The following is a 13447-nucleotide window of genomic DNA, read 5'->3' as shown; positions in this document are numbered from 1 at the left end:
GTCCGGCCCCGCCGGTGGAACCCTCGTCCACACACCGGGGCCGGGCAGAGGAGAGGTACTGGCGCCATGCAGCACAGCACAGTCCAGGGACGCCTGGTGATGAACCTCGTGGTCTCGCCCGAGCTGTCCTTCGGCATCGTGGCGGACCTGGCGTACGAGCCCACCGATCCGTACGCGGTCCGGTTCGCCTTCAACCTGCCAGGCGACGCCCCCGTCACCTGGGTGTTCGCGCGCGAGCTGCTGCTGGACGGCCTCGGCGGCCCGTCCGGCGAGGGCGACGTGCACATCCACCCGCTCGACGGTGAGCCCTCGGAGGTGCGCATCGCGCTGCACTCCCCCCACGGGGACGCCGTGCTGCACGCCCCGGCCGCGCCGCTGATCGCCTTCCTGGCGCGCACCGACCGGCTGGTGCCGATGGGGCAGGAGCGCATCGGGCGGGAGCTCGACGCCCGGCTCGCGGAAATCCTCGGAGGGTGCGACGCGGGTTGAGCGGCCGGGAACGGCGAAGGGGCCGGTACCCGGTGGACCACCCGGGCACGGGCCCCTTCCGCGTCGTCGTGGGCGACGAGCCGTACGACGGGGTCAGTCGTCGTCCAGGGCCAGGTGCAGGCCCCAGGCGACGAGGCTGATGATCAGTGAACCGAACAGCGCCGCACCGAAGTCGACCACGTGGAAGTCCAGCTCCAGCCGGTTGGACGCCCAGGAGGTGAGCAGCAGCATCAGGGCGTTGATCACGAAGGTGATCAGGCCCAGCGTCAGGATGAACAAGGGGAACGAGAACAGCTTCACCACCGGCTTGATCAGCCAGTTGATGAGGCCGAAGACCACGGCCACGCCGAGCACCGTGAGGGCCTTGTGCTGCCAGTCGGCGTTGCCCTGGGCGAGTTGGATGCCGCTGACGATCCAGGCGGCGACCCAGATGGCCGCCGCGTTGATCAGTGTTTTGATGACGAAACCCTTCATGCCGCCCAAGCCTGGCAGGCGCCCCGCCCCGGGGGAAGCTCCCCCCGGACGAGTTGGTGTTGAATGCCCCTGGTCCGCCCGGTGGACGGGACGGACGGGATGGACGGGGCCCACGTGACGGACATGTCCCGGCGTGACGGACGGGACCTGCGTGGCGGACCGGGCGGAGGAGGACGGCAGCGGTGAAGATGTTCCGGCTGGACGAACTGGACGCGGAGCGGGCGGCCAACGACGGCGCGTACCTGCGGTTCCTGCGCGAACCGCGGATGTCCGCCGGGCTGTACGCGCTCTCCCCCGGCGACACCGACACCCAGACCGCGCACGACCAGGACGAGATCTACCAGGTGATCAGCGGCCGGGCCGAGCTGACCGTCGGCGCCGAGACCGCGACCGTCGGGCGCGGCAGCGTGGTCTACGTCCCGGCCGGCACCCCGCACCGGTTCCACCACATCACCGAGGAGCTGCGGGTGCTGGTGGTGTTCTCCCCGCCGGAGGACTGAGGGACCGGGCACGCCTTAGGGTCGCAGCATGAGCACCAGGACCCTGACCGAGGAACTCTGGGCGTCGATCGAGCCGATCTACGCCGAGATCCTCGCCCACCCCTTCCTCGGCGGCCTCACCGACGGCACCCTGCCGCGCGAGGCCTTCCGCCACTTCGTCGTCCAGGACTCCCACTACCTGCGCGACTACGCCCGCGCGCTCGCCGTCTGCGCCGCCAAGGCACCCGGTGAGGAGGACGTCCGGGCCTTCGCCGACGACGCGGTCGGCGCGCTGGCCGCCGAGCAGGGCATGCACGCCGAGTTCCTCACCGCCTTCGGCGGCAGCGCCGAGGAGGCCGCCGCCGAACCGGTGCTGCCGACCACCCGGGCCTACACCAGCTACCTGCTGGCCACCGTCTACGGCGGCTCCTTCGCCGAGGCGCTCGGCGCGGTGCTGCCCTGCTACTGGATCTACGCCCGGGTCGGCGAGGCGCTGCTCGCCCAGGGCTCCCCCGACCCGCTGTACGCCAAGTGGATCGCCACCTACGGCGACGAGGCCTTCCAGTCCGTGGTGCGCCGGGTGCTGGCGCTCACCGACCGGCTCGGCGAGGAGCTCTCGACGGCCGAACGGCGTCGGGTGGTCGAGCACTTCAGGACGACCTCGCGCTACGAGTGGATGTTCTGGGACGCCGCCTGGCGCGGGGAGCGCTGGCCGGTCTGACCCCGGCCCCGGCCGTTTCTCGGGGGTCGCCCCGGGGGGTCGGATCGGGGTGATCTCGGGGTTCTCTCCGGGCCGTCGGCCCTCGTTCCGCCGCTTGCGCCACCGTACGATCGACACATCGAAAGCAAGCGGGATGCGGCACCGGACGGCAGCCGACCCCGAGGGGAGAAGAGGAACCGACATGGCTGAGCTCTGGAAGTCGCTGCCCTCCTGGGTGCGCAACATCGTCATCCCGGTGCTGGTCCTGGTGCTGGCCTGGAACGTCATCGCCTTCGTGTTCGGCGTGGTGGGCGCCCTGCTGAGCATCGTGATCAAACTGCTGGTGGTCGTCGGCATCGCGGCCGCCGTGGTGATCCTGGTGAAGAAGGCCGCCAAGAGCTGACCCCGCTCCGCGCGCCGCGCGGAGCACCTCCGGAGGCCCGGTACCCCGTCCGCGGGGGCCGGGCCTCGGCCTTCGCGGCGCCTTCGGGCGCCAGGTTCCTCGGCTGTTCCCTGGCCGGTTCCTTGGCCGGTTCCGTTCGGGGACCGTCTGGACCTGCGGCGATCGGCTCGCTACGGTGTTGGGCGTCATGTGCAGGCAACACCGCCTGCGACGCGGGAGCTCGGAGCACCGGGCTGAGAGGGCGCTGACCGGGACGTCGACGGACGTACCGACGGCTGCGTCGACCGCAGGAACCTGACCGGGTAATGCCGGCGTAGGGAGTAGAGGTCAGATGACCACGTTCGAAGCACAGCCGCAGTCTGCCCAGAGCGCCCCCAGCAGTGAGCGCACCGGCTACCCGACGCCGGCCTGGCGCAAGGCGTACCGCGACGGGTCCCGCCCGGACCTGCGGGTGCCGTACCGCGAGGTGCAGCTCACCAACGGCAGGACCGTCCCGCTGTACGACACCTCCGGTCCGTACACCGACCCCGCCTACGAGCCCGACGTCCGGCGCGGCCTGCCCGCCCTGCGCGACGCCTGGATCCGCCAGCGCGGCGACGTCGAGGAGTACGACGGCCGCGAGGCGCGCCCCGAGGACGACGGGATCAAGCACACCTCGCCGCGCGGCGGCAACCTGCGCAACCTGGACGCCGTCTTCCCCGGCCGCCCACGCCGCCCGCTGCGCGGTCGCGGCGGCGCCGCCGTCACCCAACTCGCCTACGCCAAGCGGGGCGTGGTGACGCCGGAGATGGAGTTCGTGGCGCTGCGCGAGGGCCTGGAGCCGGAGTTCGTGCGCGCGGAGGTGGCTCGCGGCCGGGCCGTCATCCCGGTCAACGTGAACCACCCCGAGGTGGAGCCGGCCATCATCGGCACCAACTTCCTGGTGAAGATCAACGCCAACATCGGCAACTCCGCCGTCACCTCCTCGATCGAGGAGGAGGTGGAGAAGATGACCTGGGCCACCCGCTGGGGCGCCGACACCGTCATGGACCTCTCCACCGGCCGCAACATCCACACCACCCGCGAGTGGATCCTGCGCAACTCCCCTGTGCCGATCGGCACCGTGCCGCTCTACCAGGCCCTGGAGAAGGTCGACGGCAAGGCCGAGGAGCTGAACTGGGAGGTCTACCGGGACACCGTCATCGAGCAGTGCGAGCAGGGCGTCGACTACATGACCGTCCATGCCGGCGTACTGCTGCGGTACGTCCCGCTCACCGCGCGCCGCAAGACCGGCATCGTCTCGCGCGGCGGCTCCATCATGGCCGCCTGGTGCCTGGCGCACCACAGGGAGAACTTCCTCTACACCAACTTCGAGGAACTCTGCGACATCCTGGCCACCTACGACGTCACCTTCTCGCTCGGTGACGGCCTGCGCCCCGGCTCCATCGCGGACGCCAACGACGAGGCGCAGTTCGCCGAACTGCAGACCCTCGGCGAGCTCGGCCGGATCGCCCGCGAGCGCGATGTCCAGGTGATGATCGAGGGCCCGGGACACGTCCCGATGAACAAGATCAAGGAGAACATGGATCTCCAGAAGGAGATCTGCGACGAGGCGCCGTTCTACACCCTCGGCCCCCTCACCACCGACGTCGCCCCCGGCTACGACCACATCACCTCGGGCATCGGCGCCGCCATGATCGCCTGGTGGGGCACCGCGATGCTCTGCTACGTCACGCCCAAGGAGCACTTGGGCCTGCCCAACCGGGACGACGTCAAGACCGGCGTGATCACCTACAAGATCGCCGCCCACGCCGCCGACCTCGCCAAGGGCCACCCCGGCGCCCAGGCCTGGGACGACGCCCTCTCCGACGCCCGCTTCGAGTTCCGCTGGGAGGACCAGTTCAACCTGGCCCTCGACCCGGAGACCGCCCGGGACTTCCACGACGAGACCCTCCCCGCCGAACCCGCCAAGACGGCCCACTTCTGCTCGATGTGCGGCCCGAAGTTCTGCTCGATGAAGATCAGTCAAAAGATCCGGGACGAGCACGGCGACGGCTCGACGGCCGTCTCCAGCGAGTTCGACGCCGAGGCTCTGGCCGGTATGGCCGAGAAGTCCGCCGAGTTCGCCGCTCAGGGCAACCGGGTCTACCTCCCGCTGGCCGACTGACGCCCCTGCCCGTTTGCGAGCCCTCTTCCGGATGCCGGGAGAGGGCTCGTCGCTTGAACCGGCGCCGACCGGCTGGCATCTGCATTTTGCAGCTACTGATGCTAGAGTGCAGATATGCCAGCGCTCACCATCCGGGATGTCCCTGACGATCAGATCCAGACCCTGAAGATCCGCGCAGCCCAGGCCGGCAAGTCGCTCCAGGCGTTCATGCAGGACCTGATCGCAAGGGAAGTGTCCAAGCCGACGATGGCGGAGATGATGGAGCGGCTGAACCGGGAGACCACCGCCCGCGTCAGCGCCACCGACATCGTCGCTGCCATCGACGAGGGACGAGCCGGGCGTTGATCGTTATCGACTGTTCCGCTCTGGTCCTGGTCCTCACGGCCCACAGTCCCGACGGAGAACTCATCCGGAGCCGTGTGGCCGAGGCGGGGGACGTCTACGCTCCCACCCTCCTGGACTACGAGATCCAGTCGGCCTTGCTCGGCATGCAGCGTGGCGGCAAGCTGACCGAGAGGGAGGTGGAAAGGGCGGTTTTCGCCTACCGGATGCTTCCCATCGCCAAACGGGAGACGCTGCCGTTCTGGGACAGAGTGAAGAAGCTGCACGCCAACCTCAGCGCCTACGACGCCCAGTACGTCGCCCTGGCGGAAGCCCTCGGCGTACCGCTGATCACCAGCGACGCGAGGATCAAGCGCAGCGGGGCGGCAAAGTGCGACATCGAGGTCTTCGCTTCGGTTCGCCCTTAGTCGGCGCAGCGCGTCCCGGTGGTGCCTTCGTCGGAGGGCCGCTCACCCGCCGGGTCACCGGCGTCCGGTGACCCGGCGGGAGCGGGCAGTGGGGCTCGTGGGCCGGCCGATCAGCTCCCGGTGCCGCCGGCCGGGCGGGCCCGTGGGGCGGGCACCCGTGGCGTCGGGGCGTCGCCTTCCCCGTCGGGCCGGTGGGTGGGCTGGAGTGCGAACCGGGCGCGCAGCGCGTCGGCTTCGGCCAGGGCCCGGGGGGACGGTGGACGCGGCGTGTTCCGCCGGCAGAGCGGGGCGTCGGGGGGCACCGGTGCCGGGTGGCGCTCCAGCACGGTGATGGCGCTGCTGTGTTCGACGACCGTCAGCCCGGCCTCCGCCGGAGCGAGGGGGCAGCGGGCGATCACGGCGCCAGCGGGGGTGGCGACGGACAGGTGGGACTGGTCGAGGCGACGGCGGACTTCCACCGGCGCGTCGACCAGGTGCTCGGGCAGGGCGTAGAAGTTGCCGCGGAAGGGCACCAGGCCCTGGGCGGTGACGGTGCGGCGGACACGCACACGGGCCGGGTAGGGCGTGGGCAGCTTCCGAAGTGCCGGGGTGTCGGTGCTTCCCCACCGGGCGTCCAGGCGTGCGGCGCACCGGTCCAGATCGTCCCAGGCGTTACGGAGGCTGGTGTCGTCCGGCAGCCCGCGCCACCACGAGCGGACGGCCTCGTCCAGGGTCCGGCGGGTGGAGGAGCGCTGGTCGGTCGGCAGCCGGCACTCGACGCGCACGCCGTAGTGCTCGGCCACCTGCCGGAACTCCGGCGTCACCCGGTCGGTTCGCGGGCCCCACACGGTCGGTGTCCGGCCGAACCGCCAGCATCCGGCGGTACCACCGAGCCGTCTCAGCACGGTGTCGACGGCTTCGACGAGGTGGGGCAGCTCCTGGTCCTCCGCCAGCGCCACCGCCCAGCGGCCGATGCGGCAGCCCGCGCCTGCGGCGGGGCCGGGGCCGGGGAGCGAACCCACCAGCAGCCCCGCCCGGTGGCCGTAGCCCCAGGACGGCGGCGGATCGGGGAGCCGAAGCCAGTCGAACTCGACGGTCCCTTCGGCCGGCACGGGATCGGACCGCCCGCTCGCGGCCACGGCCAGGTCGTGGCACTGCCGGCAGCGCGGCCTGGCCTGGTGTTTGCGCAGGGCCCCGGTGAAGGTCGAGTAGCCGCCCCCGTAACCGAGCTCGACGACCTCGTCGAAGAGGACGGTGGCAGCCAGGTGCGGGTCCTCCGCCAGACGATGGCGACAGTACGGCAGGAACTGGAGGAATCCGTCCCGAGGGGGAATTCTGATGCCAGGGGTCCGCTCTCCCCGGAGGTAGGACCTCACGGTTTTCCGATCACGCCCGAGGTGTCGGGAGATTCTGATTATCGACCATCCTTGGCGATGCAGCATTACCGCTTCCAGGTATTCCTTCCAGGACAGCAAGAAGCCTCCCAGGGGCCGTTCGACCCGGCGCGAGCCGAGGGATATGCCAAGGGCAAGTCGGAAACATAGCATCGCGCGAAAAGAAGAAACGTTTCTCTTGTCATTGTTTTACTTGGGGATTTTTGGCGAGCAGCACCGCCGGTGAGTATAGGATTACCCGTGTTCCGGCGCTTCGGGTCGACCCCTCATGCGAACTCCGCGGGCGGCGGGAAAATATTCACCCCCCGGCTCTTCGGCCTGGGTAATTTTGCAGAGCATCTCCGATATCGAATATGGAAGGACGCCCGTACGTCGTAAAACCGTGCCCGCCGCTTCTCGTTGATGTACGCGTGACTTCACCATGCCTGCCCTACGCCCCGTCGCCTCCGATGCGGGAGCCGATCGCCCCGCTCGGGACATGGCTGTTCGTCCCCGACCGCCGCAACGCCGTGGGCGACGTGTCCACCGGCTACCTGTCGCGCAACGGCGAGCGTGTCGTCCTGTCGCACACCTCGCGTCCGCTGGCCGACCTCGTGCGGAAGATCGGCCAGCTGGAGAGCGACTTCGCGGCGCGGATCGGCGCCCTGCTCTTCCCGGAGGAATCGTGACGCCACCGGTGCCATCGAGCTGTTCCGTGCCGGGCCGGGCGGGCCGCCGGGCCGATCCGCAGCCGGACGACCATGTGGGGAGCCTGCCGTGTACGACCGGATGACCGAACTCCTCGGCGCGTACGGGGCCCGCGGCTACGGCGAGGCGAACCACGGGGGTTGGGCCGCTCCCGGGGACCGGGGCCGCGAGGAGCCCTGCTCCGCGGACTGGTACGACGACGGCTCCACCTACGGCCTCGGCGCCGTGCCCGGTGACGTGCAGGCGTTCAGCCCCGTCGTCGCGTCGGCCGCCGGCTGGGAGAACGAGACGGCGTTCGTGCCGCCTCCGCGATCCCCGGTCGAGCCGTCCGGGACTCGTGGGACGGGCGGACCGGTCGGCCCGGTGGGCCCGGTGGGCCCGTCGACTTCCCGGCACCGCCGACGCCCTCCCTTCCCCGGCCCGGCCTGGCCCCGCCTGGTCAGCTCCGCCTGCGGTGCGCTGACGGCGCTGGCGGTGACCGCGGCCTGCGCGCTGGGCCTGGTGTTCTCCTACGGGCCCCTCCAGGAACTGGCTTTCTCGCGGGTGCCGCGCGGACTGTCACAGGTGTGGCCGGTGGTCGTCTACGGACCGTGGCTCGCGGGTTGTCTGTCGGTCCTGCGCGCCGTCCAGCACGGGCGTCAGCCGTTCCACTCCTGGGTGGTGGTCGTGCTCTTCTCCGGCCTCGCCGCCGGACTGTGCGTCGCCGACGTCCCCTGGACGCTGTCCGCCGTCGTCGTCTCCGGCCTGCCGCCGCTCACCGGTGTCATCTCGCTCCACCAACTCGTGCGCCAGCTCACCGCGGCCAGGCGGGCGCGCCAGCGGCTGGACCGGCAGACCGGTCACCGGGCGCGCCGGTGAACCTTCCTCGACGAGCCGGGCGACGGGTGTCGGTCACCGTGTGCTCCGCCGGTGGTCATTCCGTGTCCTCGCCGGCGTCCTGGGGGTACCAGCGGAGCTCGACGGTGTTGCCGTCCGGGTCCTGGACGTAGAGGGAGGTGCCGGTGCCGCGTGCGCCGTAGCGGGGGCCCGGGCCGTCGAGGACGGTGAAGACGCCGGAGTCGACGACCTCCTGCCAGTCGAGAGGCTCCACGGTGAGGCAGATGTGGTCGACGTTGGACTCGTGCCGGGGGCGGTCGAACAGGTCGATGATCGTGCCGGGGGAGACCCGGACGGACGGGAAGGAGACCTTGCCCGCCCGCCACTCCTCGACCCGGACCGGCTCCAGGCCGAGGAGACCGGTGTAGAAGGCCAGCGACCGCTCGATGTCGGCGACGTTGAGGACCAGGTGGTCGAGGGCGACGACGCGCATGTGATCGGCTCCGGTGGTGTGGGATCGGTGGGGACGGGTTCCACGATCCTCCGAACGGGAGCGATCATCAATCCCGGATCGCCGAAGGATCATTGAGCTGGATTGAACGATGCCGGTCGCATGACGGCAGGAACGGGGGCGGCATGCTGGAGCGGCTGGAGACCGAGGTCTTCCTCGCACTCGCCGAGGAACTGCACTTCGGCCGGACCGCCGAGCGGCTGGGCCTCACCACCGGTCGGGTCAGCCAGATCGTCAGAAAGCTGGAACGCCAGGTCGGCGCAGCGCTGTTCGACCGCACCAGCCGGTCCGTACGGCTCACCCCGGTCGGGCGGCAGCTGGCCGAGGACCTCGCCCCGGTGGTGGCCGCGATGGAGCAGGCGCTGCGGCGGGCGGTCGACGCCGGCAAGGGGGTGACCGGCGAGCTGCGGGTCGCGTTCCTCGGCGAGTGGACGGCACCGGTGCTGCTCAGGGCGGTCGCGCTGTTCGGCGAGCGGCACCCGGACTGCCGGGTGGACGTCCGGGAGGCACAGCTCTCCAACTCCCGCTCCAGCCTCGAGGACGGGTCGATCGACGTCCTGGTCGCCTCGTACCCGTTCGACGGCATGGCGCTCGGCCCGGTCCTGCTCGCCGAGCGACGCGCACTGGCCGTCCCGGCCGGGCATCCACTGGCGGCCGAGGCGTCGGTGTCGCTGGAGGTGCTCGCGGACCACCCGGTGGTGCAGTACCCGGCGGTCACCTCGATCGGCTTCAAGCGCGACCGCACCCCCGACCGGACCCCCTCCGGCCGTCCCGTCCCCAAGGGGCCCTCCGGCGCCACCTTCTCCGAGATGCTCAGCCTGGTCGCCATGGGCCGCGGCGTCCTTCCCGTCGGCGAACACTGCCGCCAGTACTACCCCCGGCCCGACCTCGCCTACGTCCCCATCCACGACGCCCCGCTGATCGAGCGCGGGCCGATCTGGCTTCCGTCCAACACCACTGGGCGGGTGCGGGAGTTCATCCGGGCCACGGCGGATGTGGCCGGTGGGGGCGCGGCTGTGCAGTGCTCGGCTCGCGGAGCGGGGTGGTAGGGGGCCGGGGTCAGGAGATGGCGCGGAGGTGGGGGCCGGCCGGGCGGGTCAGTCGGGTGAGGTGGGTGGCGGTTTCGGGGTCGGCGGGGAGGAGGACGAGGAGCTGTTGGGCGTCGGCGGGGAACTCCAGGGTTTCGCGGTGGAGGCGGAGTTCGGGGCCGGTGGGGTGGTGGAGACGGAGGGGGCCCCGGCGGGGGACGAGTTGGTTGGCGAGGCGGCGGGTGAACTCGGGGCCGGCGACGGGGGCGAGCTCGGTGCTGAGCCATTCGGAGTTCTCGACGGAGGGGCCGAGCCAGAGGTCGAAGGCCTGTTCGTCGGCGATGTCGTCCCAGTCGGGGAAGAGGGTGCGGGCGCGGGGGTCGGTGAAGACGTAGCGGGTGAGGTTGGGGGCGGGGTGGTCGAGCAGGCCGGCGGCGCCGATGACGGCGGCGTAGCCGGGGGTGTGGGCGAGGACGTCGCCGAGGCGGTTGGTGACGGCGGCGATGCCGGGTTCGAGGAGGCGGAGGGTCTCGCGGACGGCGGGGCGGACCTCGCGGGAGGGCGGGGTCGGGCGGACGTGGTGGGGGCAGGCGCCGCCGGTGATCTTGGCGAGGTAGCGCAGGTGGGTGCGTTCGGCGGGGTCGAGGCTGAGGGCGTCGGCGAGGGCGTTGACCACGGCGGTGGAGGGGTTGCGGTCGCGGCCCTGTTCCATCCGGGTGAGGTACTCGACGCTGATGCCCGCGCGGATGGCGAGGTCGGAGCGGCGCAGTCCGGGTGAGCGGCGGCGGCCGTGGTCCGGCAGGCCGAAGGTCTCGGGTTGGATGCTGTCGCGCTTGGCGCGGATGAAGTCCCCCAGGGGTGTGCCCATATGACGAGCGTACGGGTGGGGCGGGCGCGGAGGGTGGCCCTGCGGGGGCCAGCCTGGGCAGGGTCTGGCTGGCACCGGCGGGCGGGCGGATGGTGGTGGGCATGGAGAAGAACACGTACAAGCTGGTGGTCCTGGTCGGCAGTGTCAGGGAGGGCCGGTTCGGCCCGGTGGTGTCCTCGTGGGTGGCCGAACAGGCCTTAGCCCACGGCGGATTCGAGGTGGAGGTGGTCGATCTGGCGGAGTTTGAGCTGCCGTTGGCGCTGCCCGCCGCCCCGCCGAAGTTCGCCGGCGCCGACTATCCCCGCCCGGCCGGGATGGCGGGGCTGACCCGGGCCCTGGACGGCGCGGACGCCGTCCTGATCGTCACACCCGAGTACAACCACAGCTACCCGGCATCGCTGAAGGCCGCGATCGACTGGCACTTCACCCAGTGGACGGCCAAGCCGGTCGCCTTCGTGAGCTACGGCGGCGCCGCCGGCGGCCGGCACGCGGTGCTGCACCTGGAGAACGTCCTGACCGAACTGCACGCGGTGACCATCCGGGACGGCCTCTCTTTCCCGAACTACTTCACCGCGTGGACGGACGGCCGACCCGACGACCCGCAGGCCGCCGGTTACGCCAAGGCCATGCTCGACCAACTGGTTTGGTGGGCGGGTGCGTTGAAGAACGCCCGGGCCGCCGCGCCGTACCCGGCCTGAGAAGGGAGGCGGGGAGAAGAGGAGAAGGGAAGGAAGGGGAACGCGATGGAGTACGGCAAGCTCGGCGGCACCGACCTGGTGGTCAGCCGGATCGCGCTCGGCTGCATGGGCTTCGGCGGCAGCGGCCGCGGCCACAACCCCTGGGCGCTGGACGAGGAGGCGGCCGCGCCGGTGTTCCGGCGGGCGGTGGAGCTCGGCATCACCCTCTGGGACACCGCCAACGTGTACGGCGGCGGCGCCTCGGAGGAGCTGGTCGGCCGCGCGGTGCGGCGCTACACCCAGCGCGAGGACGTGGTGCTGGCGACCAAGGCGGGCCTGCCGATGCACGACGGCCCGGGCGGTTCGGGGCTGTCCCGGCGGGCGATCCTGGAGCAGGTCGACGGTTCGCTCACCCGCCTCGGCACCGATCACATCGACCTGTTCCAACTGCACCGCTTCGATCCGGTGACCCCGGTCGAGGAGACCGTGGCGGCGCTGGCCGAGGTGGTCGCGGCGGGGAAGGTCCGGTACGTCGGCGCCTCCTCGATGTGGGCCTGGCGGTTCGCGAAGCTGCGGCACGCGGCGGTCCGGGACGGCGGCCCGGCCTTCGTGTCGATGCAGCACCAGTACAGCCTGGTGCAGCGGGAGGAGGAGCGGGAGATGTTCCCGCTGCTCGCCGACCAGGGGGTGGGGAGCCTGGTGTGGTGCCCGCTCGCCTCGGGCCGGCTGGCCCGTCCGTACGGGGAGTCGACGGCGCGCTCCGCGGGGGACGCGGTGGCCGGTCGGTTCTTCGCGGACGTCGACCGGCCGATCGTGGACGCGGTGGAGGCGGTCGCCGGGGCCCGGGGTGTGCCGATGGCGCGGGTCGCGCTGGCCTGGGTGCTGGGCAACGCGCTGGTCACCGCGCCGATCGTCGGCGCCACCCGACCGGGGCACCTGGACGACGCGGCGGCCGCGTTCGACGTCCACCTGACCGGGGCGGAGCGCGCGGCCCTGGAGGCGCCGTACACCCCCCGGCTGCCGACCGGCTTCTGAGCGGGCCGGCAACCGGGGCCGGGCCCGGGGTGGGGCCGGGGTGGGGCAGGGCGGAGGCCGGGGCTCCCGGGTGGGCTACGGCGGCAGTCCCCAGGACAGTGCCCACGGCGTCAGCCGACGTCGTCCGGTCCGGTGAAGTCGGGCGGGGTGTAGCCGGGCCCGGTGAAGTCCGGTGTGGTGAAGGCCGCGGGCCGGGGGGTGCGGCCGTCGGCGCCGGTGAGGCCGTCGGGGCCGGGGCTGGTGAAGGCGGGCGGGCTGTAGCCGGGGCCGGTGAAGCCGGGGGCCGGGCGGCCGGGGACGGCCGGCAGGCGGGTGTGGAGGTAGGGCAGCAGGCCGCGCTCGCGCAGGGCGGTGCGCCATTCGGCGCGGGCGGCGGCGAGTTCGGCGGCGAGCTCCGGATCGGTGCCGGCCGGGACGGCGGCGGCGCCGTCGCGTATGGCGGTGAGCAGCAGCCCGACGACGCCGACGGCCATCGCGGCGACCCCGGCGGCGAGCGCGACCCAGCCGGCGGTGACCATCGAGCGGCCGAGGAGGAGGCCGGAGTCGACGGCGCGCAGCAGGTAGCCGACCAGCAGCAGGACCAGTCCGGCGGACCAGGCCAGGATGGGGGTGAGCACGGTGAGGACGGGGAACAGCCCGGCGCCGCCGTTGGTGGAGCGCAGCTGGCTGAGCAGGCCGGGGGCGTACGGTTCGACGTCGGCCGGCGGCGGGGGTGTGGCGCGCAGGCTCTCGCGCAGCGCGGTGTAATGGGCGTACTCGGTGCCGGCCGCGGTGTTGACGGTGTCGGCGTCGCGCAGGGCGAGGACGCGCAACTGGTCGGCGGTGAGCGCGCCGGGGGCGCGCAGGGCGGTGAGGACGGTGCGGTCGCGCAGGGCTTCCCCGAGGAGGCGCTCGTACTCCGGGCGGTCCTCGGCGTGCAGCGGCGGGGGGTTGGACATGGGGACCCCGTTCATGCGGACCCCGGCCGGCAGCGAGGACGTGGGGCCGCATCGGGGACGCGGGACACCCTCGG

Annotated in this window: 17 protein-coding genes; 12 read left to right on the top strand and 5 right to left on the bottom strand. The window is 72.0% G+C overall.

The window, feature by feature from the left end; genetic code table 11:
• Positions 1-66 precede the first annotated feature (66 nt).
• Positions 67-489, top strand: coding sequence for an SsgA family sporulation/cell division regulator (locus HS99_RS23120; protein WP_030278201.1), 423 nt, complete (start codon positions 67-69; stop codon positions 487-489).
• A 93-nt stretch (positions 490-582) separates the two neighbouring features.
• On the opposite strand, the gene HS99_RS23115 is transcribed toward HS99_RS23120, so the two are convergent.
• The gene (locus tag HS99_RS23115) at positions 583-963 is read right to left on the bottom strand and encodes a phage holin family protein (RefSeq protein ID WP_030278200.1); all 381 of its coding nucleotides are present in this window, start codon (positions 961-963) and stop codon (positions 583-585) included.
• Positions 964-1145: 182 nt separating this feature from the next.
• Between HS99_RS23115 and HS99_RS23110 the strand changes: the two genes are divergently transcribed.
• From HS99_RS23110 to HS99_RS23085, 6 genes are all read left to right on the top strand, one after another.
• Positions 1146-1463, top strand: a complete 318-nt coding sequence (locus tag HS99_RS23110) for a cupin domain-containing protein (protein WP_030278199.1) — start codon at positions 1146-1148, stop codon at positions 1461-1463.
• A 28-nt stretch (positions 1464-1491) separates the two neighbouring features.
• Positions 1492-2163 (top strand): thiaminase II, encoded by a 672-nt coding sequence (gene tenA, locus HS99_RS23105; RefSeq protein WP_030278198.1) that lies wholly within the window; start codon positions 1492-1494, stop codon positions 2161-2163.
• Between the two features lie 181 nt (positions 2164-2344).
• Positions 2345-2545 (top strand): DUF5326 family protein, encoded by a 201-nt coding sequence (locus HS99_RS23100; protein ID WP_030278197.1) that lies wholly within the window; start codon positions 2345-2347, stop codon positions 2543-2545.
• 331 nt (positions 2546-2876) lie between these two features.
• A complete protein-coding gene (gene thiC / locus HS99_RS23095; protein ID WP_030278196.1) occupies positions 2877-4691 on the top strand; it encodes a phosphomethylpyrimidine synthase ThiC in 1815 nt (604 codons plus the stop codon).
• A 114-nt stretch (positions 4692-4805) separates the two neighbouring features.
• Entirely contained in the window at positions 4806-5036 is a 231-nt protein-coding gene (locus HS99_RS23090; protein ID WP_030278195.1) for a FitA-like ribbon-helix-helix domain-containing protein, read from the top strand.
• Positions 5033-5440, top strand: coding sequence for a type II toxin-antitoxin system VapC family toxin (locus HS99_RS23085; RefSeq protein WP_030278194.1), 408 nt, complete (start codon positions 5033-5035; stop codon positions 5438-5440). Before HS99_RS23090 ends, HS99_RS23085 begins: the two co-directional genes overlap by 4 nt.
• Before the next feature lie 110 nt (positions 5441-5550).
• On the opposite strand, the gene HS99_RS23080 is transcribed toward HS99_RS23085, so the two are convergent.
• A complete protein-coding gene (locus HS99_RS23080) occupies positions 5551-6861 on the bottom strand; it encodes a Mu transposase domain-containing protein (RefSeq protein WP_157846565.1) in 1311 nt (436 codons plus the stop codon).
• Between the two features lie 362 nt (positions 6862-7223).
• Between HS99_RS23080 and HS99_RS23075 the strand changes: the two genes are divergently transcribed.
• Both HS99_RS23075 and HS99_RS23070 read left to right on the top strand, forming a co-directional pair.
• The gene (locus HS99_RS23075; protein ID WP_141763788.1) at positions 7224-7481 is read left to right on the top strand and encodes a hypothetical protein; all 258 of its coding nucleotides are present in this window, start codon (positions 7224-7226) and stop codon (positions 7479-7481) included.
• Between the two features lie 88 nt (positions 7482-7569).
• On the top strand, positions 7570-8358 hold the full coding sequence (locus HS99_RS23070; protein WP_050366666.1) for a DUF2637 domain-containing protein: 789 nt from the start codon (positions 7570-7572) through the stop codon (positions 8356-8358).
• A 55-nt stretch (positions 8359-8413) separates the two neighbouring features.
• On the opposite strand, the gene HS99_RS23065 is transcribed toward HS99_RS23070, so the two are convergent.
• The gene (locus tag HS99_RS23065) at positions 8414-8809 is read right to left on the bottom strand and encodes a VOC family protein (protein WP_030278190.1); all 396 of its coding nucleotides are present in this window, start codon (positions 8807-8809) and stop codon (positions 8414-8416) included.
• A gap of 143 nt (positions 8810-8952) precedes the next feature.
• On the opposite strand from HS99_RS23065, the gene HS99_RS23060 reads away from it, so the two are divergent.
• Positions 8953-9876 carry a LysR family transcriptional regulator gene (locus HS99_RS23060; RefSeq protein ID WP_046385954.1) on the top strand — a complete coding sequence of 308 codons (924 nt, stop codon included), beginning with the start codon at positions 8953-8955 and terminating at the stop codon, positions 9874-9876.
• Between the two features lie 10 nt (positions 9877-9886).
• On the opposite strand, the gene HS99_RS23055 is transcribed toward HS99_RS23060, so the two are convergent.
• Positions 9887-10723 (bottom strand): helix-turn-helix domain-containing protein, encoded by an 837-nt coding sequence (locus HS99_RS23055; protein WP_030278188.1) that lies wholly within the window; start codon positions 10721-10723, stop codon positions 9887-9889.
• 101 nt (positions 10724-10824) lie between these two features.
• Between HS99_RS23055 and HS99_RS23050 the strand changes: the two genes are divergently transcribed.
• Together HS99_RS23050 and HS99_RS23045 are read left to right on the top strand one after the other, a co-directional pair.
• Positions 10825-11421 carry an NADPH-dependent FMN reductase gene (locus HS99_RS23050; protein WP_030552748.1) on the top strand — a complete coding sequence of 199 codons (597 nt, stop codon included), beginning with the start codon at positions 10825-10827 and terminating at the stop codon, positions 11419-11421.
• Between the two features lie 45 nt (positions 11422-11466).
• The gene (locus tag HS99_RS23045) at positions 11467-12435 is read left to right on the top strand and encodes an aldo/keto reductase (protein WP_030552750.1); all 969 of its coding nucleotides are present in this window, start codon (positions 11467-11469) and stop codon (positions 12433-12435) included.
• A gap of 110 nt (positions 12436-12545) precedes the next feature.
• Here the strand turns inward: HS99_RS23045 and HS99_RS23040 are convergent, their stop codons facing one another.
• The gene (locus tag HS99_RS23040; RefSeq protein ID WP_050366665.1) at positions 12546-13373 is read right to left on the bottom strand and encodes a hypothetical protein; all 828 of its coding nucleotides are present in this window, start codon (positions 13371-13373) and stop codon (positions 12546-12548) included.
• Between the last annotated feature and the right edge of the window lie 74 nt (positions 13374-13447).

This window comes from Kitasatospora aureofaciens, from assembly GCF_001188955.3.
GTDB classification, from domain to species: domain Bacteria; phylum Actinomycetota; class Actinomycetes; order Streptomycetales; family Streptomycetaceae; genus Kitasatospora; species Kitasatospora aureofaciens.
Note: the sequence above shows the minus strand (reverse complement) of the source record. Positions and strands in the feature narration are given on the sequence as shown.

Bases quoted from the DNA above. Each gene is read 5' to 3' on its own strand.
- HS99_RS23120 (WP_030278201.1), top strand. From the start codon at position 67: ATGCAGCACAGCACAGTCCAGGGACGCCTGGTGATGAACCTCGTGGTC.
- HS99_RS23115 (WP_030278200.1), bottom strand. From the start codon at position 963: ATGAAGGGTTTCGTCATCAAAACACTGATCAACGCGGCGGCCATCTGG.
- tenA (WP_030278198.1), top strand. From the start codon at position 1,492: ATGAGCACCAGGACCCTGACCGAGGAACTCTGGGCGTCGATCGAGCCG.
- HS99_RS23100 (WP_030278197.1), top strand. From the start codon at position 2,345: ATGGCTGAGCTCTGGAAGTCGCTGCCCTCCTGGGTGCGCAACATCGTC.
- thiC (WP_030278196.1), top strand. From the start codon at position 2,877: ATGACCACGTTCGAAGCACAGCCGCAGTCTGCCCAGAGCGCCCCCAGC.
- HS99_RS23090 (WP_030278195.1), top strand. From the start codon at position 4,806: ATGCCAGCGCTCACCATCCGGGATGTCCCTGACGATCAGATCCAGACC.
- HS99_RS23080 (WP_157846565.1), bottom strand. From the start codon at position 6,861: ATGCTGCATCGCCAAGGATGGTCGATAATCAGAATCTCCCGACACCTC.
- HS99_RS23065 (WP_030278190.1), bottom strand. From the start codon at position 8,809: ATGCGCGTCGTCGCCCTCGACCACCTGGTCCTCAACGTCGCCGACATC.
- HS99_RS23060 (WP_046385954.1), top strand. From the start codon at position 8,953: ATGCTGGAGCGGCTGGAGACCGAGGTCTTCCTCGCACTCGCCGAGGAA.
- HS99_RS23055 (WP_030278188.1), bottom strand. From the start codon at position 10,723: ATGGGCACACCCCTGGGGGACTTCATCCGCGCCAAGCGCGACAGCATC.
- HS99_RS23050 (WP_030552748.1), top strand. From the start codon at position 10,825: ATGGAGAAGAACACGTACAAGCTGGTGGTCCTGGTCGGCAGTGTCAGG.
- HS99_RS23045 (WP_030552750.1), top strand. From the start codon at position 11,467: ATGGAGTACGGCAAGCTCGGCGGCACCGACCTGGTGGTCAGCCGGATC.
- HS99_RS23040 (WP_050366665.1), bottom strand. From the start codon at position 13,373: ATGTCCAACCCCCCGCCGCTGCACGCCGAGGACCGCCCGGAGTACGAG.